The sequence below is a fragment of the Candidatus Berkelbacteria bacterium genome, assembly GCA_016432625.1.
Classification (GTDB): Bacteria; Patescibacteriota; UBA1384; order 2-12-FULL-50-11; family 2-12-FULL-50-11.
Genome location: CP066697.1, coordinates 177,330 through 200,051 on the forward strand (window position 1 = coordinate 177,330; position 22,722 = coordinate 200,051).

At 50.4% G+C, this 22,722-nt stretch carries 25 protein-coding genes and 1 tRNA gene; 23 read left to right on the forward strand and 3 right to left on the reverse strand.

Annotated elements, in window-relative coordinates:
- Together HY845_01020 and HY845_01025 are read left to right on the forward strand one after the other, a co-directional pair.
- Window positions 1–750, forward strand: coding sequence for a hypothetical protein (locus tag HY845_01020; GenBank protein QQG51909.1), 750 nt, complete (start codon window positions 1–3; stop codon window positions 748–750).
- A 139-nt stretch (window positions 751–889) separates the two neighbouring features.
- Window positions 890–1,441, forward strand: coding sequence for a hypothetical protein (locus tag HY845_01025; protein QQG51910.1), 552 nt, complete (start codon window positions 890–892; stop codon window positions 1,439–1,441).
- A gap of 23 nt (window positions 1,442–1,464) precedes the next feature.
- Here the strand turns inward: HY845_01025 and HY845_01030 are convergent, their stop codons facing one another.
- On the reverse strand, window positions 1,465–2,001 hold the full coding sequence (locus HY845_01030) for a nucleotide exchange factor GrpE (protein ID QQG51911.1): 537 nt from the start codon (window positions 1,999–2,001) through the stop codon (window positions 1,465–1,467).
- 61 nt (window positions 2,002–2,062) lie between these two features.
- Between HY845_01030 and HY845_01035 the strand changes: the two genes are divergently transcribed.
- From HY845_01035 to HY845_01070, 8 genes are all read left to right on the forward strand, one after another.
- Window positions 2,063–3,265: a ComEC/Rec2 family competence protein gene (locus HY845_01035; GenBank protein ID QQG51912.1), complete on the forward strand. Its 1,203-nt coding sequence runs from the start codon at window positions 2,063–2,065 to the stop codon at window positions 3,263–3,265.
- Window positions 3,262–4,122: an MBL fold metallo-hydrolase gene (locus tag HY845_01040; protein ID QQG51913.1), complete on the forward strand. Its 861-nt coding sequence runs from the start codon at window positions 3,262–3,264 to the stop codon at window positions 4,120–4,122. Before HY845_01035 ends, HY845_01040 begins: the two co-directional genes overlap by 4 nt.
- 33 nt (window positions 4,123–4,155) lie before the next feature.
- Window positions 4,156–4,884: a YebC/PmpR family DNA-binding transcriptional regulator gene (locus HY845_01045; GenBank protein QQG51914.1), complete on the forward strand. Its 729-nt coding sequence runs from the start codon at window positions 4,156–4,158 to the stop codon at window positions 4,882–4,884.
- A gap of 6 nt (window positions 4,885–4,890) precedes the next feature.
- Window positions 4,891–5,376, forward strand: a complete 486-nt coding sequence (gene ruvC, locus HY845_01050) for a crossover junction endodeoxyribonuclease RuvC (GenBank protein ID QQG51915.1) — start codon at window positions 4,891–4,893, stop codon at window positions 5,374–5,376.
- An 86-nt stretch (window positions 5,377–5,462) separates the two neighbouring features.
- Window positions 5,463–6,692, forward strand: coding sequence for a glycosyltransferase family 4 protein (locus HY845_01055; protein ID QQG51916.1), 1,230 nt, complete (start codon window positions 5,463–5,465; stop codon window positions 6,690–6,692).
- Window positions 6,679–7,713: a glycosyltransferase gene (locus HY845_01060; GenBank protein QQG51917.1), complete on the forward strand. Its 1,035-nt coding sequence runs from the start codon at window positions 6,679–6,681 to the stop codon at window positions 7,711–7,713. Before HY845_01055 ends, HY845_01060 begins: the two co-directional genes overlap by 14 nt.
- Entirely contained in the window at window positions 7,700–8,662 is a 963-nt protein-coding gene (locus HY845_01065; protein ID QQG51918.1) for a Gfo/Idh/MocA family oxidoreductase, read from the forward strand. The genes HY845_01060 and HY845_01065 overlap by 14 nt, the downstream gene beginning before the upstream one ends.
- A 93-nt stretch (window positions 8,663–8,755) precedes the next feature.
- Window positions 8,756–11,080, forward strand: coding sequence for a glycosyl transferase family 36 (locus tag HY845_01070; GenBank protein QQG51919.1), 2,325 nt, complete (start codon window positions 8,756–8,758; stop codon window positions 11,078–11,080).
- On the opposite strand, the gene HY845_01075 is transcribed toward HY845_01070, so the two are convergent.
- The gene (locus HY845_01075; GenBank protein ID QQG51920.1) at window positions 11,077–11,247 is read right to left on the reverse strand and encodes a hypothetical protein; all 171 of its coding nucleotides are present in this window, start codon (window positions 11,245–11,247) and stop codon (window positions 11,077–11,079) included. The two genes, HY845_01070 and HY845_01075, sit on opposite strands and share 4 nt — an antisense overlap.
- A gap of 19 nt (window positions 11,248–11,266) precedes the next feature.
- Here HY845_01075 and HY845_01080 point away from each other — a divergent pair, with 19 nt between their 5' ends.
- The 8 genes from HY845_01080 (at window position 11,267) to HY845_01115 (ending at window position 18,938) form a co-directional block, all read left to right on the forward strand.
- Window positions 11,267–13,276, forward strand: a complete 2,010-nt coding sequence (locus tag HY845_01080) for an ATP-dependent DNA helicase RecG (GenBank protein QQG51921.1) — start codon at window positions 11,267–11,269, stop codon at window positions 13,274–13,276.
- A complete protein-coding gene (locus tag HY845_01085) occupies window positions 13,245–13,694 on the forward strand; it encodes a ComEA family DNA-binding protein (GenBank protein ID QQG51922.1) in 450 nt (149 codons plus the stop codon). The genes HY845_01080 and HY845_01085 overlap by 32 nt, the downstream gene beginning before the upstream one ends.
- Window positions 13,695–13,744: 50 nt before the next feature.
- Window positions 13,745–13,827, forward strand: a tRNA-Leu gene (locus HY845_01090).
- A gap of 106 nt (window positions 13,828–13,933) precedes the next feature.
- Window positions 13,934–14,956 carry a PLP-dependent lyase/thiolase gene (locus HY845_01095; GenBank protein ID QQG51923.1) on the forward strand — a complete coding sequence of 341 codons (1,023 nt, stop codon included), beginning with the start codon at window positions 13,934–13,936 and terminating at the stop codon, window positions 14,954–14,956.
- Between the two features lie 209 nt (window positions 14,957–15,165).
- Window positions 15,166–16,149 (forward strand): GGDEF domain-containing protein, encoded by a 984-nt coding sequence (locus tag HY845_01100; GenBank protein QQG51924.1) that lies wholly within the window; start codon window positions 15,166–15,168, stop codon window positions 16,147–16,149.
- Window positions 16,150–16,214: 65 nt separating this feature from the next.
- The gene (locus tag HY845_01105; protein ID QQG51925.1) at window positions 16,215–17,132 is read left to right on the forward strand and encodes a glycosidase; all 918 of its coding nucleotides are present in this window, start codon (window positions 16,215–16,217) and stop codon (window positions 17,130–17,132) included.
- Complete coding sequence (locus HY845_01110; GenBank protein QQG51926.1) at window positions 17,104–17,424, forward strand: hypothetical protein; 321 nt, start codon at window positions 17,104–17,106, stop codon at window positions 17,422–17,424. The genes HY845_01105 and HY845_01110 overlap by 29 nt, the downstream gene beginning before the upstream one ends.
- Window positions 17,421–18,938 carry a glycosyltransferase family 2 protein gene (locus HY845_01115; protein ID QQG51927.1) on the forward strand — a complete coding sequence of 506 codons (1,518 nt, stop codon included), beginning with the start codon at window positions 17,421–17,423 and terminating at the stop codon, window positions 18,936–18,938. Before HY845_01110 ends, HY845_01115 begins: the two co-directional genes overlap by 4 nt.
- Before the next feature lie 61 nt (window positions 18,939–18,999).
- Here HY845_01115 and HY845_01120 read toward each other — a convergent pair whose 3' ends face one another.
- A complete protein-coding gene (locus tag HY845_01120) occupies window positions 19,000–19,614 on the reverse strand; it encodes a prepilin-type N-terminal cleavage/methylation domain-containing protein (protein ID QQG51928.1) in 615 nt (204 codons plus the stop codon).
- A gap of 59 nt (window positions 19,615–19,673) precedes the next feature.
- Here HY845_01120 and HY845_01125 point away from each other — a divergent pair, with 59 nt between their 5' ends.
- From HY845_01125 to HY845_01145, 5 genes are read left to right on the forward strand one after another with little or no spacing between them, the layout of a single operon-like run.
- On the forward strand, window positions 19,674–20,159 hold the full coding sequence (locus HY845_01125; protein ID QQG51929.1) for a DUF456 domain-containing protein: 486 nt from the start codon (window positions 19,674–19,676) through the stop codon (window positions 20,157–20,159).
- 33 nt (window positions 20,160–20,192) lie between these two features.
- Window positions 20,193–20,975 carry a hypothetical protein gene (locus HY845_01130; protein ID QQG51930.1) on the forward strand — a complete coding sequence of 261 codons (783 nt, stop codon included), beginning with the start codon at window positions 20,193–20,195 and terminating at the stop codon, window positions 20,973–20,975.
- Between the two features lies 1 nt (window position 20,976).
- Window positions 20,977–21,252, forward strand: a complete 276-nt coding sequence (locus tag HY845_01135; protein ID QQG51931.1) for a hypothetical protein — start codon at window positions 20,977–20,979, stop codon at window positions 21,250–21,252.
- Entirely contained in the window at window positions 21,249–21,953 is a 705-nt protein-coding gene (locus tag HY845_01140) for a hypothetical protein (protein QQG51932.1), read from the forward strand. The genes HY845_01135 and HY845_01140 overlap by 4 nt, the downstream gene beginning before the upstream one ends.
- Window positions 21,944–22,684 (forward strand): hypothetical protein, encoded by a 741-nt coding sequence (locus tag HY845_01145; GenBank protein ID QQG51933.1) that lies wholly within the window; start codon window positions 21,944–21,946, stop codon window positions 22,682–22,684. The genes HY845_01140 and HY845_01145 overlap by 10 nt, the downstream gene beginning before the upstream one ends.
- Window positions 22,685–22,722 lie beyond the last annotated feature (38 nt).

Consider the following 22,722-nt stretch of genomic DNA (forward strand, 5'->3'; position numbering starts at 1 on the left):
ATGACCCTTCGAGAAACTTTACAATCCAATCGCCAACCCGACGTCGCCCTGGCGGACGACGTCGCCTTCGCCGTGATCGACTCGATCCGCCCGTTGATGGGCGCTGAACCACCTCCGGCTCGCGTCGACGGCGACCAAAGCCAACGGATGCGCTCCGCCCGCCTGGCCTACTTCATGCTTCGAGAACGAAGCGCGCACCTCGACACCTGTTTGCGCGTCATCGGTTCGGAAGAATTTCCGGTCGATGTACTCATTGCCGACTTGAAGGATGCCGAAAAGCGACTTCATGCTCGGGCTCACAACGAGAACCAGACACTTAGTTGGCTGGGTCTTGCCGCTGTCGATTTCGATACGGTACTGATAGATGGGAACCAGCACGTCGACTTCGACAAAGTCGTTTGTTACGGTTCCGCGACGCAAGAACAAGCCTTCTTTGGCACGATCGCCGGCCTGATGCCGCGACTGGCGTCCGAGGACAACACAAGCTTCACTAGTCACCTAGCAAAGTCTCTGTGCGCGGCCACGCGCCAGAAGCTCTGCAACGACTGGAACGGTACTGAGCTTTGTCTTGATGCCACGGCGTTCGGCTTCGCGCTGGGAACACGCGACCTGTATAGGCAGGCACAGACCCTGGCGTTCGAAAACAAGGAGCCGCTGCAACTGGATCATTTCGGCCGAGCAAAAGGCTGGGAGTCTCTCGCGCTTTTCGCGAGCTATCCGACGATCCGCGCCGCTATCCTGCCCAAATAAGGCCATGCCCTGACTGAAAGCCCCTCCTCCCACCATAGAGGCGGGGCTTTTCACTATCCAAAAAAGTGCTCTAGCAACTGGATTTTCCCACTTTTTAAGATATAATTCGCACACGAACCTATCAGTTCAGGAGGCAGCTATGCAGAAATTCACCCCGCTTGGCGGACCAATGCTTCAAGGCATTGAGATGCTAGCACGACAACACGGCCTTCGCGGCCAGTTCAGTATTCTCCTTGCCGTGCGAACGCAGGAAATGATTGCGGACCACGACGAGAGATGCAGCGGCTGGTCAGTAATGGCTAGCGCCCGCAAAGACGGGAAGATACTCATTTACCCATGGATGTGGGAAAGGTTTCTTGAAGAGGACGTCGCGACTGCGGTTGGCTGGATGGCCAATACGCTCGCCGAGGAAATCGGGCATCTCATCGATTACGAGCGGTTTCCGGCCTGGACGGAAAGCTTGCTGGATTGGCGGTTTCTGCTGATTCGCAATCTCCGAGACCGGCTCGGGAAATCGATCCCGCGCCTACAGCCGTCGCTCGTCAAGCTCTACGAATGGGCTTACAGGCGCAGCTTCTTTGAGAAAAGAGCGAAGCGCTTCGCCGAGGATCATGAAGAGCAGTACTTCGCTGCTATCTGGCCTCACTTCCACTACTACAGGGAGGTCTATCTCAACTTGTCACGGGAATGAGCGTAAGCTTGTTCCCGTTTCCTTTACCCCTTTGAAACGCGGACTTTGGCCGGTTTTATTACTTTGCCCTTAAGCATCCAGCCGGATTCAATTTCATCGATGACGGTTTCTGCTGGCAGGTCGCACGCTTCGTAGGAGATTGCTTCGTGCAAGTTATGATCGAAATGCGCCCCTTGGGTCGGAATGCGCGTCAGGCCGGCGTCGGCGACGATCGTTTCGAGCTGTTTTTCGATTTGGCGTAAACCTTCAAAATAGGCGTGAATCTTTTGAAAAGCCTCTTCGCTTAAGGTTGTTTGGTCGTCGTCAAGTGAAATTGTCGGGGCGTGGGTTGAAGCGCGGTAGAAATTGTCCAGTACAGGGAAGAGTTTATGCAGCCAGTGGGCTAACGTCCGTTCCTCGAGCACGGCTCGGTCGTCGTGCATGCGCCGTTCTAGGTTAGAGTAATCCGCCGCCAAGCGTTTGCGACTGTTTTCGGCAGTTTCAAGTTTGGTCTTAATCTCGGCCAATTCTTTTTTGAGCTTATCGATTTCGTTGTCGTTTAATTTCTTTTTAGGAGTCATGTCAGGAGTATTCTAAAAGACTTTTGTATTAACTTCCAGCCTAAGGTATTACGATTAAAGCATGGGCGTTACTGTTACGCCATCACAAAAATTCCTTATTTTTTGGCTGGCCTTGATTGCCGGCCTGGCTGTGGGCTCAAAAATCGATTTGCCGGTGATGACTTTGTTCTGGCTTTTGGCGCTCTGGCTCTGCTTACTGATAAGTGGCCAACAGGAACGGGTGGAGTTGATCAGTATTATTATGAGCGCCTTTATCGGCGGCTTGGCGGTCTGGCAGCTCACTGGTGGCGAGATCTGGTTCAAAGCTGGATTTTTGCAGGGGATTGTGGCGAAGTTAGAACAATTTCGTGACACGATTACTGATCGAATTTTTCTCGCAATGCCCGAACCGCACGGCTCCTTACTCACTGGGATATTACTTGGCAATCGGGTTAAGCTGGATCGTGACTTGCTAGAAACCTTCAGGGTCGTTGGTCTGAGTCACCTTATCGCCGTTTCTGGATATAACTTGAGCATTTTAACCGTTAACGCGCAGGCGTTATTGCGGCCGTGGTTAGGGCGCCGCGCTGTCTTTTTGTCCTTCGCGCTAATTGTAGCTTTCGTTATCCTATCCGGCGCGCCGAGCTCAATCTTGCGCGCCGCAGTCATGGCATCGGCGTTGTTGCTGGCAACGTATTTGGGTCGCCCGAGGCGATCGATTAACATTTTGATTTTTGCGGCTGGGTTTTTGGCATTATTCGAGCCGAAGATAATTTTCGAGATTGGTTTTCAACTCTCAATCGCCGCGACATACGCCCTGGTACGACTGGCGCCGGTTATCGCCTGGTCGTTGGAGCGGTATCCAAAAATACCCGAAACATTACGTTTGATTATTGCTGAGACGCTTGCCGCGACTTTAATGACCGCACCAATTTTAATCGCCTATTTCGAGCGCATCTCATTAGTCTCGCCGTTGTCCAATCTTTTAGTGCTGCCGATTATGCCGATACTAATGGGGATCGGCATTGCTGGGACGGCGTTAGTGCTGCTGGTGCCGGCGCTTGGTAATTTAGCTCTAATGCTTGGCTGGCCGCTTCTGGAATGGATCATCCAAGTTTCGCACCGCCTGGGCGGCCTTGAACACGCTGTCGAAGCCGCCTCGCTGCCACTTTGGGCGACCGTATTGATTGTGGTGGGGATGGTTGTGGCGGTAGAGTGGCTCTTCCTCACTTGGCGGCGGCGCGTTCCGGACATCGCCGTTAACTTCCGTCTCGCACGAATATGAGAACTATCCCGCAACTAATCGGCGTCCTGACGCTGCTAGCGTTAATTGTTTTTGGTGCCAGCAAATATGATGCTCAGGAATCACACAACGACCTTAGGGTCTGGTTTTTTGACGTCGGCCAGGGCGATGCCATATTGCTCGATACTCCCGAGAATCAGCAAATCCTAATTGATGGTGGTCCGGACGGCAGTATCTTGCGCGAACTCAATAAAGCCTTGCCGTTTACCGACAAAGATATCGATCTCGTGATTGTTACCCACAACCACGCCGACCACATCACTGGAATTGTGGAAGTTCTGAGACATTATCAGGTTAAAGAAATTTGGCTGACGGGTGCCATTCACACCACGAATATCTTCCGAACAATGCTCGAGGAAATTAATAAACGCGGCGTTAAAGCCGAAGTTGTTGCTGCCGGAAAAACTATTAATTTCGGCAATTTGGGCGGCATAGTCCTCTACCCACTCGAAGCAAAGACCGGTTCGACACCGGAAGACCAGAACGCCTTATCGCTAGTAACCTTCTGGCAGTACGGTGGGACAACCCTATTGATGACGGGGGACGCAGGCGTTGAGCAGGAGTCCGAGCTCTTAGGCCGCCAGTTACTTCGCTCGACAACAATTCTAAAAGTCGGCCACCAAGGAAGTCACACAAGTTCAAGTGAGGCGTTCTTAAAACTAATCCAGCCCAAAGTTGGTGTTATCTCAGTGGGGGCGAAAAATCAGTACGGCCATCCGCACCAGGACGTCCTGGACCGTTACCTAAGTTTAGGGATACCGTTGCTACGCACCGATCAAGACGGGACGATCCGCTTCGATATAACGCTAGAGGGGTACTCATATAAAACTGGTCTCTAGTCCGTTCGGTTTTTGTCCGGTAAGATAAGATTAATGTCGGGTCATTCTAAGTGGGCGCAAATCAAAAGGCAGAAGGGCGTTGCTGACGCCCGTCGCTCGGCAACTTTCGGCAAACTAACATGCGCTATTACGATTGCTGCCCGCCAGGGCGCCGATCCGACGATGAATTTTCAGCTGCGGATCGCTATAGACAAGGCCAAAGCTGCCAACATGCCCAAAGATAATATCGAACGAGCGATCGACCGCGGTAAAGGTGGTGCGGCCGGTGGCTTGGAAGAAATGTCGCTCGAGGCTTACGGCCCGGGCGGCACGGCGTACCTAATTGAGGCGGCAACTGATAACCGTAATCGGACAATCAGTGAAGTTCGTGCCCATCTAAATAAGTTCGACGGCAAGCTGGCGGAATCCGGCGCCGTCAAATACCTCTTCAAGCACGTCGGGCAGATTATTTATGAGACTGATAAACCGGAGGAGCTAGAGCTCTCGGCGATCGACGCCGGGGCGACAGATGTTGAGCAAGACGGCGGGACGGTTGTGGTGACTACTGAACCGAAAGGGCTGGAAGCGGTGCGCCGTAACCTTGAGGAGCTTGGGTACGAGAGCAACGAGGTCGGCTTAGAATGGCACCCAACCGCAACTGTTCCAGTGACCGATCCGGCCATCGCGAAGAAAGTTATTCATCTTAGCGAAGCTCTCGACGTACTTGACGACGTAACGCACGTCTCCAGTAACTTTGATGTACCCGCGGAGCTGATAGAGTAGGACAGCATGGAGGGCAAACGAATTCTTGGCATCGATCCGGGCACGACCAGGCTCGGTCATGGCTTGATAGAAATTATCGAAGGCAAACCGTCGCTAATTAATCACGGCTGTATTGAAACGACGCCGAACTCCCCCGAAACCCAAAAGCTGTCGCATATTTACGAAGAGATGGTTCGATTGGTGAAAGAAATCAAGCCGGACTTAATTGCTGTCGAGATGATCTTTTTTGCTCGCAATTCAACGACTGCTTTTGCTGTTGGCCAGGCCCGCGGTATCGTTCTGTTAGTCGCGGCACAGGCTAATATCCCGATTGCTGAAGTTGCCCCCCTCCGCTTGAAAAAAATCTTGCTTGGCAATGGCACTGCCAAGAAAAAAGATATTCAACACTTTATTAAAGACTACTTCGGCCTTGAGAAGATTCCGAAACCGGACGACGCCGCTGATGCTATTGCCGTGGCGCTGACGCAGTTTTTGGTACCAAAAGCGCTGTAGCTTTGGGCACTTTGACTGGATTCTACATCTGGAAAAGAGTATAATTTTTGCTACCACAGCTCCAGAATAAAAAAGAAAAGGAGAGCATGTCTCCATTAAATACCCGCGGTAAATTAGCCGTCCGCCTTAAGGCGACGGAACCGCGCGTCCGGGTAATCTACGTCTCAACCTACATCCCACGCGAGTGCGGTATTGCGACGTACACCAAAGACCTTACTAATGCTATAAACCTGCTTAATCCTTATTGTCTGGCGGACATTGTTGCGATCGACGATCGCGATATGAACAAAACCAACTACCGCTACCCGTGGGAGGTGAAATATAAAATCCAGCAAAACAGCCCGAAGTCCTGGCGCGAGGCAGCCGCTTATATTAACCAGTCCAGCGCGGAGATTGTTCACTTTCAGCACGAATTTGGTATCTATAGTTCATCTGCTGGCTCTGCCGGTGAGCACGCCGTTTTGCTTGCTGAAGCGGTCAACAAACCGATCGTTGTAACTTTCCACACGGTCTTGCCACGTCCAAGCAAGGCTCAACTAGCAAGTGTTCGTAAGCTCGCCAAGCTTGCCACGGCCATCACTGTTATGGTCGGTGCGGCGGTTAAACTTCTAGTAGATGTCTACGGCATCGACGAGAAGAAAATTGTTGTCATACCGCACGGCGTGCCAGACATTGGCTACACAACCACCAAAGGCGCCAAAGAGTATCTAGGCCTCGGAGACGCGACGATAATTTCTGGTTTTGGCTTACTCAGCGAAGGCAAGGGTTATGAATACGCCATCGAAGCGATGCCCGCGATCGTCAAGCAAAACAGCAACGTCAAACTCCTCATCATTGGCGAAACTCATCCTGTTGTTCTTCGCCATCAAGGCGAGGCATATCGCCATAAACTCCACGCTCTAATTAAAAAACTCAAATTGTCACGTTCAGTAAAAATGGTAAATCGTTACCTGACGCTTGGGGAAATAATCGATTACCTAAAGGCGACAGATATATATATCACGCCGTTTTTGGGATTGGAACAGATTACTTCCGGCACGCTCTCTTATGCCATCGGTGCCGGTAAGGTCTGCGTTACTACGCCATATCGCTACGCGGAAGAGGTGGTGGACGACGATCGCGGCGTGTTAGTACCGCCAAGAGACTCGTGCGCAATGGCCGCGACTATCAACGATCTGCTCGCCCACCCAAGAAAGTGCTCGATTATGTCCAAAAAAGCATATGCCTATGGGCGTAATATGATCTGGCCGAGCGTTGCCCTGAGGCATCTAGATCTCTTCGAGATCGTTAAAAAGGTTAGCTATGCTCGAGCTTAAAGAGTTTCGTAACCGGCCGGTACTTACCCACTTGAAACGCCTGACAACAAAAGACGGGCTAGTTCAGCACGCCGATAAAGAAGTCCCCGACCCGAGTTTTGGGTACTCGATTGACGATAACGCCCGCGCCTTAATGGTCTGCCTCTGGCACCACAAGATATTCGGCGATGAGGCAATTCTACGGCTGGCCGAAATCTACTTTAACTACGTTAAAAAAGTCGAAAAAGACGGCGGAAGCTTTCACAACTTTCTTAGTTTTACCGAACAAATTTTGGATAACGAGGGCTCGGAGGACTCTATCGGCCGCGCGATTTGGGCCCTGGGAGAAGCATGTGCAGATTCACCGATGAAGTTCATGAAAGAAGCTGCAGAGGGGTCCTTGAAGCGCTCAGCGCTAGAGCATCACTTGGAGCATCCACATGTGCGGACAAAAGCATATGTTTTACTTGGTTTAATTTCAGCGAATGACGAAACAATGGCTCGAATTTGGGCCAATAAATTAGTCGATATTTTTCACGCTAATTCAAGTCCCGACTGGCAGTGGTTTGAGGAAGCTCTGCGTTACGCTAACGGCATTTTGCCGTACGCCTTGGCGAAAGCTTACATTTCTACCAAAGACAAACGATACCTGGAAATTTCAGAGCAATCTTTCCGTTGGTTGAATGGAGTCTCAAGGCTCGATGACAAGCCTGCACCGATTGGCCAGAACGGCTGGTACTTCAAGGATGGTGACAAAGCTGAATACGACCAACAGCCACTAGAGGCGGCCGACATGGTTCTTGCTGCCACGGCGCTCTACGAGGCAACGAAAAACGAGGAGTTTCTACGAAACGCCCTTGAATGGATGAGTTGGTATCACGGCAATAACACCGCTAATAAACCGCTCATTAGCGAACAGACTGGCGGCATATACGACGCTGTGACGCCAGGCGGTGTCAACGAGAACCAAGGAGCCGAGTCGATCGTCACATATTTGCTGGCCTACCTTGCCTTGTCCGAGATCGCTCATGAGTCCGCATAAATTGGGCGTCATTGGCGCTGGGGCTTTTACGGACTTCGCACTCCAAGGTTACAAAGAGCATCTCGACACGCTTGAATTAACAGCGATCACCGACCCTAAATTGGAGCTCGCCAAGAGTCTGGCCGCAAAATATGGCATAAAAAAAGTATATGCTTCGAACGAGGAGTTGTTTCAGGATGAGAGTATCAGTATCGTTTTGATCCTGACGCCGCCTAACACTCATTTTGTACTAGCCAAGCAAGCGCTCGAACATGATAAACATGTGTTAGTCGAAAAGCCGATCGCCTTTAAGGAAGATGACGCCCTCGAGTTAATCAACTTGGCAGACGCAAAATCCAGACAACTTTCCGCCAACCTAGTTTTGCGCCACCACCCATTCCACAGAAAAATTGCCGACTACGTTCAGAACGGCTCGCTGGGTAAACTAGAGAGAATCGAGTCGGTCGCTAAACTTGCCGCTTATCCGGTCGGCCACTGGTACTGGGACGCCAAGATCAGCGGCGGGTTTTTCCTGAACACTTTTTGTCACTTCTTAGACTTGTATGATTTCATCTTTGGCTTGTCGCCAGGCAGTCTTGAGTCCTCAGGAAGTACCGACAAGGTCGTGACAATTAAATCAACCTATCCTGACGGCCAGAGCGCGACGCTTCAGGCAGATATCCACGTCAAGAACGAAGACGAGTTTGTGGAGACCGTCTATTTTTTCGAAAAAGCCGTCATTAAAACCCGTGGCTGGCTGCCAGAAGAAATGGCTATAGAGCAAGACGGCGCACTCAAGACCTGGCGAAATGATGAAAAGTTGCCACTTTATCGCCAGCTACTCGCCGAAATTATGGAGGAACTACTACGACGCGTTGATAATCCCGCCGTGAAGACGCTCATAACTCACCAGGCCTTGCTTCAAGCGGTCAAGAGCCCTACAAGAGCAGAGCATAATTGGTTAAGCTAAGTCTCAGGGAGGGAACCAATCGAACAATACGGCGAGTTTTCCCATCAGGGAGACGAATACATTATCTATCGGCCTGATACGCCCAAACCTTGGGTGAACTTTATAACTAACGGCCAATACGTCGCGCAGGTTTCCCAGACAGGCGGCGGGCATTCGTTTATTGAAGACTCGGCCTATAACCGTATAACCAGGGAAATCCCGGGCGATAACCTCATCGAAGACCGCCCCGGGCGTTACGTCTATATCCGCGACAACGATACCGGCGAGTATTGGGGCTTAACCTGGCAGCCGGTCATGAAGAAACTCGACCATTTTCAGACTCGTCACGGCATCGGCTACACCACCATTGAATCGTCGTACGACGGCATTGATGGCTCAATTACTTATTTCGTGCCACTTGAGGACCCGTGTGAGATCTGGCAGATCAAACTCAATAACTTTACAGAGCGCAAAAGGCGCCTAAGTATTTTTGTTTTCGTTGAATGGGATCTAGGCGTCAGACATGAAAATATCCTTGAGGCAGCCTTTAACGATTTGTTTAACGACATGATCTTTAAAGACAACACGATTTTCGCGACCAAACGGCGCTGGAACACTGCCGAGCGGGAGGGTCTGTATTGGGATAAAGTAGCGTTTCTGACTATGGATCATCAGGCGGATAGTTTTGACTGCATTAAAGAAAGATTCACCGGTATGTACGGTGACATTATTGCGCCGAAGGCTGTCATCGAAGGTAAATGCACCCGGAGTCAGGGATTAGGTCACCGCGCCGTTGGCGTTTTGCAGAAAAATATCACTCTCGGTCCGAAAGCGCCGGCGCATTTCAACGTAATTCTCGGCGCTGGTTACACAAATCCCGAAGCAAAGAGCTTCGTTCAAGCCCAAACTTCGGGCATGCGTCACGCGGCCAAAATCATTGAAAAGTATCAGAAACCAAGCGCCATCGAACAAGCTTTTGAAGCTGTTCGCGCTCACTGGGAAGAGTATAACGGCCACGTTATGAGTAAATCGCCCGACCCGTTATTCGATTATTCATTTAATTATTGGAACAAGTATCAGTCTTGGATTACCAGCCACTGGTCTGAGATGGACACATATTATATCGGCGGCGGCGGCACGATCGGTTTTCGAGACATGGCGCAGCACTTGATCGGCGTCATGCCAAACGATATCACCCTCGCTCGTAAACGTCTGCTCGAATTGCTCAGCTACCAATTCAAAGAGGGTCGTACAGTACATAACTGGGACAAGCTGACCAAGCGGGGTCATGTCACTGACCATTCCGACGACACTCAGTGGCTGATTACCTCAGTGTTGTTTTACCTGAAAGAAACCGGCGACCTCAAATTCCTCAAAGAGGAAGTCGATTACTACGACACCGGACGGGCCACGATTTTACATCACGTCATTCGAGCGATGGATTACAGCTTGAAGCACTTGTCCAGCCGCCATTTGCCGTATCGGATGAGCGCCGACTGGAACGACGCCCTAAATGGGGAACACGAGAGCAAAGGCGAGAGCCAGATGGTTGCTTGCCAGATTTGTTACAACATCCGCGAACTGGCGCCGTTCTTAAATGAGATCGGCGAGCACGAGTTGGTTGATAAATACCAGCGGATTTATAAGAAAATAAAAGAATCTGTTAATCACTATCTTTGGGATGGCGGTTGGTACACTCGGGGTACCGCCAAAGACCATTCCGCTATTGGCTCAAAAAAGAGTAAAGCCAACAAGATCGATATTAACGCCCAAAGTTGGGCGGTGCTAAGCGGTGTTGCCGACAAGCCCCGCGGTATTAAGGCGATGGACGCGGTCTGGAAACACCTCAACACCAAATACGGTCCGGCGATGTTTTTACCTTCATATCAACACCCAGAAGAACGCTACGGCGTGATCTCGCAATTTACGCCTGGCACTAAAGAGAACGGCGCTATCTTTAACCATCCGGTGGCCTGGGCGGTTATTGCTGAAACGGTTCTGGGGCGAGGGGATCACGCCTATAAGTTCTGGAAAGAGACGAGTTTCGCCTATCGAGGTCAGGAACCAGAGCTCTATCGCGTCGAGCCGTACGTCTACGCAGAGTTTGTTTACGGTCCGGAGCACCCGGAGTTTGGCCGAGGGTCTTTCACTTGGGCAACTGGTTCCGCCTCCTGGTTCTGGCGCGCCTGCTTAGATTACATCCTAGGTCTGCAGCCGGTTTTGGGTGGTTTGAAAATCGACCCATGCTTGCCCAAAGACTGGCGGCAGGTTGAGATCGGCCGCAAGTTCCGTGGTGCCGATTATCACATCCGGATTCAAAATCCGTTCCGCGTTAATCGTGGCGTTGACCGAATTCTCGTTGACGGCGTCAGAATTACCGGCAACGTTATCGCTCCGTTTAATTCCGGCGTCCACTTTGTCGAAGTAGTCTTAGGCTAAAATAGCGGCTGGCTCAAGTCGATAGTAATCGGTTCGAAGAATTCTGCGGCCCCAATGCCGCTATTTTGCAGTTGAATTAGCAACGCATAAGCGCCGATTGCCAGAGTTACGAAAAATACAAACGCGTAGAGTAGTAACCAGCGACGTTCCTTGTGGCGCGCACTCATTAGAATTAGACTACATCAAATGCCAGAGCCTATCACGCTTTCAAGCAGTATCACCAAATTGTATGGCGTGGGAGAGCAAGTGCAGACCAAGCTCTCTAAGCTCGGCGTCAAAACCGTCAGAGACCTGCTTGAATTATTGCCTCATCGCGCCGAAGATCGGACGAACCTTTGTTTGATTAAAGATTTAAAGATCCAAGACGAAGCGGTGATTCACGGCACGATAACTCGTGTCAGCGCCCGGATGAGCAAGCGCGGTGTTTTGGTAATTGAAGCGAGAGTTAAAGATAACAGCGGCTCGATTAACGCAGTTTGGTTCAATCAACGTTACTTGCTGAAGAATTTAGAAGAGGGACAAAGCATCAGTCTTTACGGCGCTAAACGAATTGTACCGACAATGGGGAACCCGTTTTTCGTTAAGAAAATTATTTCTAACTTGGAAATTGCTCCTATATATCCCGGAACCTCGGGTCTGAATCAGGCAACAATCAGCCGATTGATTTCGCAAGTTCGGCCGCTCCTAACCAGCATTAAGGATATTATCCCACCCAAAGTCGTGACAGAACTTGGCCTGCCGTCACGTCGGTTAGCGTTGGAAGCGGCGCATTTTTCGCCAAACGAAAAAACCTTAGAACAAGCACGCAAGTTACTTGGCTTCGAAGAGCTATTTATACTGTGTTTGCAGGCTTTGGTTGCCAAAGAGTCTCGTCAAGAGGATCGGGCGATGAGCATTAAGCCTGAGGGTAAAGAAATCGCAAGAATAAAAAGTAGTGTTGGTTTTGATTTAACGGCTTCTCAGGAGGAAGTGCTGTCGGAAGTGATCTCGGATCTAAGCGAATCTTACCCGATGAACCGCTTGCTCTACGGAGAAGTTGGTAGTGGCAAGACGGCAGTTGGTTTGATAGCGGCGGCAATGGTCGCCCGACGAGGCAAAAAAGTGGTTTGGCTTAGTCCAACAACGGCGCTTGCCAACCAGCAAGCGCGGCTAACGGGAGAATATTGTAATAAGTTACAGTTAACTTGTAGTCTACTGACCGGTCACCATAAGGATCCACATGAAAAGGCGTCAGTTATCGTTGGTACGCACGTTCTTTTGCAAGAGAAGGTTACCTTGGGAGATGTGGGGCTGGTGGTTATCGATGAGCAGCATAGGTTCGGGGTCGACCAGCGCAACTTCTTACTGAAAAATCATCCGCACGCCCATTTATTAATGCTCAGCGCTACGCCAATTCCTCGCACACTCGCGCACACCCTCTTCGGCCACTTAGATGTTAGCTATTTGACCGAAAAACCATCACATCAAAAACCGATTGAGACATATGTCTTTGAAGACGATGAGCGCGAGAAAGTTGAAGCGCATATTAATAAGCGACTCGAAAGCAAACAGCAAGGGTATATCATTTGCCCACTTATTAATCCGACAGGAAATACGACAACGCTATTCCAAAGCGAACGAAAAGCCGTGACGACTGAGCTGAAGCGTGTTGAAGAGGCGCATCCTACGGCCAAAGTCGGTCTCTTGCACGGAAGATTAAAGCAGGAAGATAAGGAGGCGGTAATGCAAGGTTTCATGGAGGGGGAGATCGACATCCTGCTTTCCACAAGCGTAGTAGAAGTTGGCATCGATAATAAAAACGCCACTTGGATATTAATTGAGGAGGCAGATTGTTTCGGGCTGAGCCAGCTTCATCAATTGCGTGGTCGAGTTGGCCGAGGTGAACGGCCGTCGGTTTGTTTTCTGCAAAATTCACAAACTACTGAGCACGCAACTGAGAGATTGAAAGCTTTGAGGAACGCTAAAGATGGTTTAGAAATAGCTGAGTTTGATTTAAAGTTTCGCGGGCCGGGCAATATCGCGGGTTACGAGCAAAGCGGCTTGCCCAATCTTCGTTACGCTGACTTAAATGACCTCGGGGAAATAAAAAAAGCATATACTGCAGCTAAGGAAATTATGGACGAAGGGTTGAGTAAGTATCCGCTGCTAACAAAACAGCTAAAGAATGGTCAGGAAAATGGACTTGCCGCGGCTTGAAGAGCAGCTTAGTCACCGGTTCGGCTGGGTGGTGACGTTATTTCTTGTTGCTGGAACGGCCTTCATCCTCGGTCGGCAGTATCAACCAAGAATCGAGACGACCTCGGGGGACGAGGTCGTCAGCGCTAGCCAACCGGCGGGCATAATTCAGGATATTCAACAGTCGCTATCTAGCGGAACCGATACCGACGTTGTCACTTCTAGCGACCCTATCGCTGAAAGCACGGGGATTGTTCACCTAAATAGCGCCACTCTTGCCGAGCTCGACAAGTTACCCGGGATCGGTCCAACGAAAGCTCGAGCCATTATTGACTACCGGACGGCCAATGGCCCGTTTGTTCGCGTTGACGATCTCGTGAACGTAAAAGGTATTGGACCAGCGACGTTAGAGAAACTGCGTAGCCAAATTACCTTATAACTGCTGAATTTGTTCGAGATTTTTGTTAAAATTAACCAGTTAATTAGGCAGCCGGGATGGCGAAATGGTAGACGCACTAGCTTTAGGAGCTAGCGGGAGCAATCCCATGGAGGTTCAAGTCCTCTTCCCGGCACTGAACCCAAGGTTCACTACGAACCGCCGAAGGCGGTGAAGTGCCAAGCACGTTAGTGCGAGCGGTCCTCTCCCAGGCACGGACGAGTTAGGTTAGAATGTGCAAAATGCCTCTGACGGTTCTCGAGGAAAGAATATTAGATTCGATTATTGTTGCCTCAGACAACGACCCCGCAAAGCCGGAGTTTCCTGCCGATGATCCGAAGTTTCCAGCAACGCCGACATACAAAATCGAAATCCCAGGTTTTAGTAATGTTTGGCTTAAAGATGAGTCGCATAACCCAACTGGCACCCACAAAGACCGGATGGCCTGGGAGATCATCGTCACCTACCGTGACTTTTTAGTAGCAAAAGAGAGCGGCCAAGTCTCCGGCGGACTGCCGACGCTGTCCATTATCTCCTCGGGTGGAGCAGCAGTTTCTATCCAGACCCAGTTACGTAAATATAAACTACCGAACCTCAAGGTCTTAGCCGACAAGACGACATCAAAAACCATACTGGCTTTTCTGCACCATTTAGGATGCGAACTTTATCTAACCGATTTATCCAGGCGGCCATTTAGTACTAGGGAGATTCTGAAGCTAACGAACAATCCTAGCGGTTTCGATATTACTTCAAGCGAAGCGCTTGATCCGACAACAAGATTTTATGACTGGTTAAGTTATGAGGTTCTTAATAATTCACCGGAATATTGCTTTATCCCTTTCGGGACTGGGAATCTTTACGAGAACATACTCAATATAAATAAGCGGGAGGCGACGGCCGACACACACGATCCGCGTTTCAAAGGCGATGTTCGGATTTTGCGACAGTGCAACTTTTTTGGCGCTACATCAAACAACCGCAATACCAAAGCCGACAAGCTATATTCGCCGCACTTGCCGTTCGTACACTACGACGAGCAGTGGATCCGGTTTTATCGCCAAGCCGGTTACTGCGGTCCCGATTCTGATGTCTTTCCGGTGGAGGAGAAGTACTTCGATGAAGCAATGCAACTAGCTGATGCTAATAACGTGAGGTGTGAGTACTCAGGGATCGCTGGACTAGCGCTAATGTTGCAGATGAAAGACTCCCTGCCGCGTGACAAGAAAATGTTGATAGTAAATACCGGTAAATCCGTCTCCTCATAGCTGGTGTTACAGCAACTCCCAAAGGTGCCTGAAAATCGATGAATATGGTCCAGAACGAGGTTTTCGTGCGTCTCCAAACCTAACAAAAGAAGGGCTTGGCGGCTTGATTTAGCGACCTAAAGTGTGTAAGATTTGGGGCGTCCAAAGCTCTTTTACGGGGCAATGGCGCAAATCTCATCACTGAATGGATCCGAAAGGAGTAGAAAAGATTGAAGTTTCTCCGATCTCTAAAGGAATACCTCCTCTTTGCCTGGGAATACCTGACGCATGACCCGGGCAAGGGGCGCTACGCCCTCCACATGTTCGCCAACACGGCCGACATGTACTTTTTCGTTAACAGGGGTGGCGTCTTAAGGGGATCAGAGAACCCGGCCACTCAACTGACTCGTCAACGGCTCGGCGGCAGCTACAAACCGCTCCTGCCTAATGAGGACCTCGGTATGGTTATCGAGTGCCTCGAGACTGGACAGCCCAAGGAAATCTTTGGGTTATTCGACGGCAAACGTGCCGTCTGGACCTGCACGCCTAGGCTCGGAACCGGCGAAGTGATGGTTTGCCTCTCGGTTGAACGAGGGGAGCTAATCCACCAAGCCACGATCCACCCCTTGAGCGGCCTACGTAACAGGTTGGCCTTCGAGACTGACTTAGACCGGATGCCTTCGGTCGAGAACGGCACCTACGAAGCCATAGTGTTCATTGATGTCGACAACTTTGGCGACTTCAATAGCAGCCTTGGCCACGAAATAGGTGATTTCGTCATCCGCGAGGTGGGTCATGCCACCAGGGAACAGTTCCGCCAGATCGACATGTCGTACACCTACGGTGGCGATGAGGAGGTCGTGCGAATGCGCGAGATACCTGGCGAATTTGCTGAAGCGAAGAAGGTCGTGGAACAGACGACCAAACTGCTTCAGCGCAGGATCGCTCGCATCAAGCACAAGGGCAAAGCACTTGGCATCACCGTCTCGATTGGCGTTACGCTTTTCGAGAGCGGTGAAACCGATCTGCAGCAGCGGATCAAGGAGGCCGACGACGCCCTCTACTTCGCCAAGGAAACAGGACGAGACAGGGTCTGCTTCTTCCAAGAAGTCGATCCGTCCTGGCTATCCGAACGCCGCAAAGTCGCTCCGACTATCGGAGCGACGGAGCAGAAACGGCCTGTTGTAGTGAAAACCGCAAAGAGCCCGGCCTAGTGCCGGGCTCGACTCTTACCCTCCAAGTTTTGTATTAAAGAAACGTCCCTGTAACAATACGTTTGATGCTGAAGCGAAAAATAATCCTCGAACCTCGCGATCTTTGGTGGGAAGCTCAGGGCGTGTTTAATCCGGGGGTCGCTGAATATAATGGTCGCACCTATATGCTTTATCGCGCTTTTGGCCGCGATAATTTGTCGCGTCTTGGCCTAGCAATCTCAGAGGACGGCGAGCATTTTGAACGATTTGATCAACCAATGCTCGAAGCGGATGAGCATAATCCGTACGAGCGTCTTGGTGTTGAAGACCCACGAATTACCAAAATCGACAAGGATTATTACATCACCTACATCGCCGCCTCCGTCTACCCGGCGGACTATAAAGGGATGAGCGCGCACTCTTTGAATACCCCTGGGGTACCTTGGCGAGTGAGAGTTTGCGGATACCGAACCCGCGACTTCCGGACCTTCGAGAAGCTCGGCGTTCTCATTCCTAATTTAGACACCAAAAACCCAGCGCTCTTTAGCCGCAAAATTCAAAATAACTATTGGTTAATTCATCGAATATCGCTGGCCATCTACGTCTCAGTTTCGACAAACTTGAAACAGTTTGGCGGTGGCTATCAACTGATGCAGCCGGAAACGGAGTGGGAAGCGGCCAAGGTTGGGGTTGCCTGCCCACCGCTCGAAACTGAGCACGGCTGGCTGATGTTTTATCACGGGGTTGACGAGAAATCGGTCTACCATATCGGTGTCGCCCTCCTTGATCGTCAAAACCCCGCCTTTATCCTGAAGCGAACTAAAACGCCGCTCATGAGCCCAGAAGAGCCCTGGGAGAAGAAAGGCTATGTAAATAATGTTGTGTTCGTAACTGGTGTAACTGAGCGTCGGGGCATGCTGAATTTGTACTATGGGGGTGGCGATAAGGTAGTCGGTGTTGCTAAAATCTCAATTGATGCAGTACTTGAATCTCTCGATCGCTAAATCAGGCTACGATCGGTGGCGATCGCTATCCGAAGAACATCGCCTAACTGTTAGATGGGCAATGGTGACGGCCATGACGGTGGCTGTCTACTTTTGGGCGCTATTCGTTATGCCAGAGAATCAGACGGTTATGCGTTATTTCTTGAGCCTTTATGTTGTTGATAGTATCGTTTTCTTCCTTATTTTTCGCGACTATCAAGCCCTTGGCAAGACAATGCTAGTCTTCCTTTTCGCCTTAGAATTGGTCGTCGCGCTTTACTACGGCTTCAATTATTTGAGCGCTGGGGTATGAAGCCTTTCCACGTTCGGTTGTGGGAGGTAATTCCTGGCTTCATGACCTGGTCAACGATCATTCTGCTACTGCTCTTCTCTTTTAGCGAGCCGTATATAGTTGCGACGATCGTGATGATTTACTCGATCTACTGGTTGATTCGAATTTTTATCATGACAGGCTTTCTAATTGCCGGCTTTGTCCGCTACCGTCGCGAAATTGCCATTGATTGGCAGCAACGCCTCAAAACCGAATTTCCGCTTCGCGAGGAGGAGCTATATCACTTGGCAATCGTACCCTCTTACAAAGAGGATATCTCGATCTTACGCCACACTTTAGACTCAATCCGGCGCAGTCATTACTCGCACCGAAAAATGATCGTGGTTTTGGCTTTTGAGGAACGTGACAAAGAGCTTGCGCCGCAGTACGCGCCGATTCTAACTCGTGAATACGAACACCAATTTGCGAAGTTTATGGTTACGCACCATCCGACTGATATCCCGGGTGAAGTTCGCGGCAAAGGGCCGAATATTACCTGGGCGGCACGTCAGATAAAGGAATGGATTGACGACAAGAAAATTCCTTATGAAAAAATTATTACCACCACCTTAGATGCGGATAACCGCGTCGACCCACAATATTTCGCGAATGTCGCTTGGGCATTTTTGAGTTCGGACGACCCGCATCATAAAACGTTCCAACCGTTGCCGATGTTCTTCAATAATATTTGGCAAGTGCCATTGCCGGTCAAAATTACGGCTCTGAGCTCCACCTTCTGGCAAATGATTCAGGCGCTTAGGCCGCACCATGCCCGTAATTTTTCCGCTCACGCCCAGAGCTTTAAGGCTTTGGTCGAAACTGACTTCTGGTCAGTTACTACTGTGGTCGAAGACGGCCATCAGTATTGGCGGTCATTCTTCCGCTTTAACGGTAATCACCGGATTGTGCCGATCTTTGTCCCGGTCTATCAAGACGCTGTGCAGGGGGAAAATATGTACGATACATTTCGCGAACAGTACCTGCAGCGCCGTAGGTGGTATTGGGGCGCTTCAGACATCCCTTACGTATTTCATATGTCGTTTCGTAACAGCAATATCCCCTTTTTCTACAAATGGCTGCAACTAGGACGACTGGTTGAGGCCCATTACTCTCTGGCGACTCAGTCCTTTATTCTGTTGATCGGATGGTTGCCGTTGCTGGCGGTTTCCGAGTTTCGTACGACGGTTATTGGCTATAATTTCCCCGCCGTCTATCGCGCGGTTCTGGCCGCGGCTTGGATCGGCATGATTGCCAACATGACAATCGCCTCAAGCTTGGTACCGCCACGCCCAGGTAGTCGCGGCATGTACTGGCTTATGCTGGCTCGCGAGTGGGTTTTTGCACCGATTGCCATGCCGATCTCCGGAATTTTGTTTTCTGCCTTGCCGGCGATAGACTCACAGACCCGGATGTTAATAAATAAACCCTTTACCGTTTTCAACGTCACGAAAAAAGCCGCAATACCGAGCGGAGTGTTACAAAAGAGCAGTCCTTAACCTTCGCGAGGTATATGCGCAGTGCAATTATCCCCAGCGGCGTCGTCAGGATTAGCGAGAGCTAGTTGTTCTTGAGGTAGAAATTGTGGCTGCAGCTTTGCACGAAGTCGTCTTTGTCGCAGAGCTTGAACCCTAAGCTACCGCCGGTCTGGAATTCGGTGCTATATGGCTTCAGGTCGGTTGCGGGATCGGGCGCGCTATCGCTCATGTTGACCGATCGCTCAAGCCGACCCATAAGGTAGAAACCTTTCGGCGTTTGTGACACGCCTTCGCTGACGGCAGTGTAGATGAATTGCCCGAAGTTGGCGTCATAACACTGTTCGCCGACGTGGAGCTGGTAGACGGGATCCTGAGGAATAGTGGTGACGTAGACTGGCGCGAGGAATTCTTTGTCGCCGTACGGCGGACAGCCAGAACCGCCAATTTTCTCAAGCTGCCAGCGGGCGATAAATAATCCACGGGGATTGGCGGTTATCGGCGGATAGTGTCTATTCTCGAGGTAGTACTGCTCTAGACCGTTCTTTATAAGTTGGAGGTCGGTGATTCGTTGATAATCGCGTGAGCGCACTAACGACGAGTTGTACATGTAGGTAGTAATGGTCACCAGGATCCCGATTATTGAAACAACCGTTAGCACCTCGACTAAAGTGAAGCCCCGTCGCAATGTTGAACGCATAAAGCAAGTGTGCCGCAGAATTGCCCGGAGCGCAAACAAACGCTGGTACAATGCTTCTAATGAGCGATCTATTGTGGATTTTCAGTTCGGTGGTGCTGATGTTGCCGGCTGTGGTAGGTATTTTCATTCCGGTTGTTCCTGGGATACCGCTGATGTTCTTAGTGGCGTTAGTTTTTGGTTTTATTAATAAGTTCGCAGCATTGACTGCTAGTGAGCTTGTAATCTTGCTGACAATTGCCCTGGTTTCAATCGCTGTTGATTATCTTGCCGGGGTCTTGGGCGCCAAATACTCCGGCGCCTCAGCCCGTGCCTTGGTAATTGGTTTCATCTGTATGATTCTCGGCGTGCTTATCTTGCCGCCGTTTGGTGGCTTGATAGGTTTGTTTATCGGCGTATTGGTGGCGGAGCTCGGAAATCGCACTCACCGCGAAGCAATCAGGGCGGCAACTGGCAGTCTAATCGGCGCCTTAACGGGAATCCTTATCAATTTCTTGCTAGCGCTACTCTTTATCACCCTTTTCATTATTTTTGCCTGGCCGCGCTAAATTTTCTTGACAGCCGAAGGTAGCTAACGGAGTATGGAAGTAATGAAACTCAGGCGGTTACTGGCTTTAACTGTCGGGCGCAATCTGCTTATTGCCGCGGTTTTTGCGTCGGTTGGCGTCGTGCTACTCTTGACCGCTCCCAAGGAGAAACCTGTACAGGCCCAAGTTGGTGGGCAATACAGCGCCAATTGGGAAGCGACCCACCTACTTATCGCTCGCTTGGTTCAACCTGACCTGTTAACTAAACAGAAGTGTGAAACCGTGAACTCAGTGACTCGCCCTTACGGTGAGCCCGCTAACTCGGAAGTGGCCATCGGCCCGTCCCGCTGGGAGGTAAGAGGTCAGATGGATGACGGCTCTCGGTTTAAAGAAATCTGGACCACGGCCCAGATCCCTGCTCGGATCACTTACGGTGAGGGAACCTGGTACACGAACTGGTTTTTCAACGGTTACTGCAGTACACCTGGCTTAAAGTTAAAGATTATGGGTAACCAGAACCAGGAAGACTGGATCATCGGCTTCATGCAGGACAGAAGCCTAGGAATGTCGGCGATGGAATTTCGGACAATCGGTGTCAACGACGCGATGACTAATACTAGTAACTATCCTGATGGTAACGTACGGAACATCAGTAAAACGACTTCTTGCCAACGAACAAACCGCTGTGTCTTTACAACCGGTCCGTATGCCTGGACGACTTTCCACGAAATCGACCAAGCTACCGAAAGTAAGTACGAGAATGTCGGAACCTTAATACCTGCTCACTGGGATGTGAGGGGTACGTTATGTCCTGTGGGGGATAACCGTTGTGATTAATATGACGCCGCAAAAGTTTTCGAACGCAGTTTTGGCCTTGAGCGTGCTAGTTTTGCTTTTGGGTATCTCAACATATTGGCAAAGTAACGCGGAGCCAAATCTTGACTCAAAGACCTCGGTTACAGAGCGGGACGCCGCACTTTCGAGAGCTAGAATCGGCGACGGCACGTATAGTTTCTCAACTAGCTTCATCCCAGGGCTTGGCTACATCGGCTCTGCCGAGCAGACCAGACAAAAATTTAAGCAAGATAATAAAGGAGCGATAACCAACCAATGAAGCGTGCTGCTAGTCTGTCCGTCATATTGCTAGGGATACTAGGTTTAGTTCTGGTTAATTCGCAACAAGTGAGCGCTCAAAGTAGCGACTACACAACCAAGTGGGACGCAAATAGTCTAATCGTTGGGACGTTGCACCGCCCGATTACTGGTAACTCCGAGGGCGATTGCGTTAATGGCACGCTTCTTGGTAATTACGGCGACCCGGCCGGATCAGAAATCGCCTTCGGTATTAATCAGTGGACCGTCAAGGGGCGTATCACTGGCTCGACAAAATTTAAAGAAGTCTGGTCGGCACCGCAGTTGCCTTATGCTTACACCTACGGCGGCACTTGGAATGGCAGCTGCCAAAACCTTAAGCTAATTGTCTCCGGCAACAACAGCATGACTGATTGGCTGATGGGCTACATTTCTAATGAAACATATACGCGGAGCGTAATGGCTTTTCGCTCAGTTGGTATCTCGCAAGGTATCAATAATAAGGTTAACGTCGACGTTTCTCGGGCTGACAACATCGGCAAAACGACGTCATGCCAACGCCAGAACAACTGTTTGTATGCCACTGGCGGCTATGGCTGGACGGCTGCGCACGAAATCGATGACGCCCATGCCTGGAAGCCGATCAATGTTGGTATATTAATGCCTCTCAAGTGGACGATCAGTGGTGATATCTGCGACGGTGGAGACACTAGATGCGATTAAAAATCATGGCTAATAGATTAGGCATTTTGAGGGTCTTGGTGGCGGTGCTAGTCCTTTTGGTGGGGTCAATCTTAGTCGGCGACGTGCCGGCCGTAGCACAAGCCAGTGACTACACAATCAACTGGCAAGCCACTGATCTAATCGTCGCCCGACTTAAGAAACCGAATTACGCACATAACCAGGCGGAGTGCACAACTTGGCGGCTTGACCCCCTTGGTACTCCCATCGATTCTGAAGTGGCTATAGGTGTCCATAAGTGGACTGTCAGAGGCGAGCTTCCAGGCTCAGCAAGATTCAAAGAAATCTGGAGCACTCCCGCATTACCGAGAGCTTTCACATACACAGGTGATTTCATCAATGGCGAATGTCGAAACGGTCGCTTGATTATCGATGGCTTGGCAGGTCCTAACGACTGGCTGACCGGATATCTCAATGTAAGTAACCTTGGAGTCTCAGCCATGGAAATAAGAACGGTGGGTGTCACAACTGAGGTCGGACATCACAATCTAGACCCAGGCAGTGTTCGCAACATCGGCAATACTACATCATGTCAGGCGAGTGGGGGCGATACTGATCGCTGTACCTACACGACCGGTGCTTATAGTTGGCTCACTCTCCACAGGTTTCAGTCGGGAATGGATAAGAAGCACATGAATCTCGGTACGATGATCCCGCTCAAATGGTCTGTCAGCGGTACCTTCTGTGAACCTGGCGACAATCGCTGCGACTAACGGGCGAAAAATCTGCGGTCCCAACGGGAAGTCTCGCA

Excerpts from the sequence above, each read along its gene's own strand:
- HY845_01095 (QQG51923.1), top strand. The coding sequence starts at position 13,934 with ATGCCTCTGACGGTTCTCGAGGAAAGAATATTAGATTCGATTATTGTT.
- HY845_01120 (QQG51928.1), bottom strand. The coding sequence starts at position 19,614 with ATGCGTTCAACATTGCGACGGGGCTTCACTTTAGTCGAGGTGCTAACG.
- HY845_01110 (QQG51926.1), top strand. The coding sequence starts at position 17,104 with ATGCAGTACTTGAATCTCTCGATCGCTAAATCAGGCTACGATCGGTGG.
- HY845_01035 (QQG51912.1), top strand. The coding sequence starts at position 2,063 with ATGGGCGTTACTGTTACGCCATCACAAAAATTCCTTATTTTTTGGCTG.
- HY845_01105 (QQG51925.1), top strand. The coding sequence starts at position 16,215 with ATGCTGAAGCGAAAAATAATCCTCGAACCTCGCGATCTTTGGTGGGAA.
- HY845_01030 (QQG51911.1), bottom strand. The coding sequence starts at position 2,001 with ATGACTCCTAAAAAGAAATTAAACGACAACGAAATCGATAAGCTCAAA.
- HY845_01055 (QQG51916.1), top strand. The coding sequence starts at position 5,463 with ATGTCTCCATTAAATACCCGCGGTAAATTAGCCGTCCGCCTTAAGGCG.
- HY845_01080 (QQG51921.1), top strand. The coding sequence starts at position 11,267 with ATGCCAGAGCCTATCACGCTTTCAAGCAGTATCACCAAATTGTATGGC.
- HY845_01045 (QQG51914.1), top strand. The coding sequence starts at position 4,156 with ATGTCGGGTCATTCTAAGTGGGCGCAAATCAAAAGGCAGAAGGGCGTT.
- HY845_01125 (QQG51929.1), top strand. The coding sequence starts at position 19,674 with ATGAGCGATCTATTGTGGATTTTCAGTTCGGTGGTGCTGATGTTGCCG.
- HY845_01115 (QQG51927.1), top strand. The coding sequence starts at position 17,421 with ATGAAGCCTTTCCACGTTCGGTTGTGGGAGGTAATTCCTGGCTTCATG.
- HY845_01085 (QQG51922.1), top strand. The coding sequence starts at position 13,245 with ATGGTCAGGAAAATGGACTTGCCGCGGCTTGAAGAGCAGCTTAGTCAC.
- HY845_01075 (QQG51920.1), bottom strand. The coding sequence starts at position 11,247 with ATGAGTGCGCGCCACAAGGAACGTCGCTGGTTACTACTCTACGCGTTT.
- HY845_01135 (QQG51931.1), top strand. The coding sequence starts at position 20,977 with ATGACGCCGCAAAAGTTTTCGAACGCAGTTTTGGCCTTGAGCGTGCTA.
- HY845_01060 (QQG51917.1), top strand. The coding sequence starts at position 6,679 with ATGCTCGAGCTTAAAGAGTTTCGTAACCGGCCGGTACTTACCCACTTG.
- HY845_01020 (QQG51909.1), top strand. The coding sequence starts at position 1 with ATGACCCTTCGAGAAACTTTACAATCCAATCGCCAACCCGACGTCGCC.
- HY845_01040 (QQG51913.1), top strand. The coding sequence starts at position 3,262 with ATGAGAACTATCCCGCAACTAATCGGCGTCCTGACGCTGCTAGCGTTA.
- ruvC (QQG51915.1), top strand. The coding sequence starts at position 4,891 with ATGGAGGGCAAACGAATTCTTGGCATCGATCCGGGCACGACCAGGCTC.
- HY845_01140 (QQG51932.1), top strand. The coding sequence starts at position 21,249 with ATGAAGCGTGCTGCTAGTCTGTCCGTCATATTGCTAGGGATACTAGGT.
- HY845_01025 (QQG51910.1), top strand. The coding sequence starts at position 890 with ATGCAGAAATTCACCCCGCTTGGCGGACCAATGCTTCAAGGCATTGAG.
- HY845_01130 (QQG51930.1), top strand. The coding sequence starts at position 20,193 with ATGGAAGTAATGAAACTCAGGCGGTTACTGGCTTTAACTGTCGGGCGC.
- HY845_01065 (QQG51918.1), top strand. The coding sequence starts at position 7,700 with ATGAGTCCGCATAAATTGGGCGTCATTGGCGCTGGGGCTTTTACGGAC.
- HY845_01145 (QQG51933.1), top strand. The coding sequence starts at position 21,944 with ATGCGATTAAAAATCATGGCTAATAGATTAGGCATTTTGAGGGTCTTG.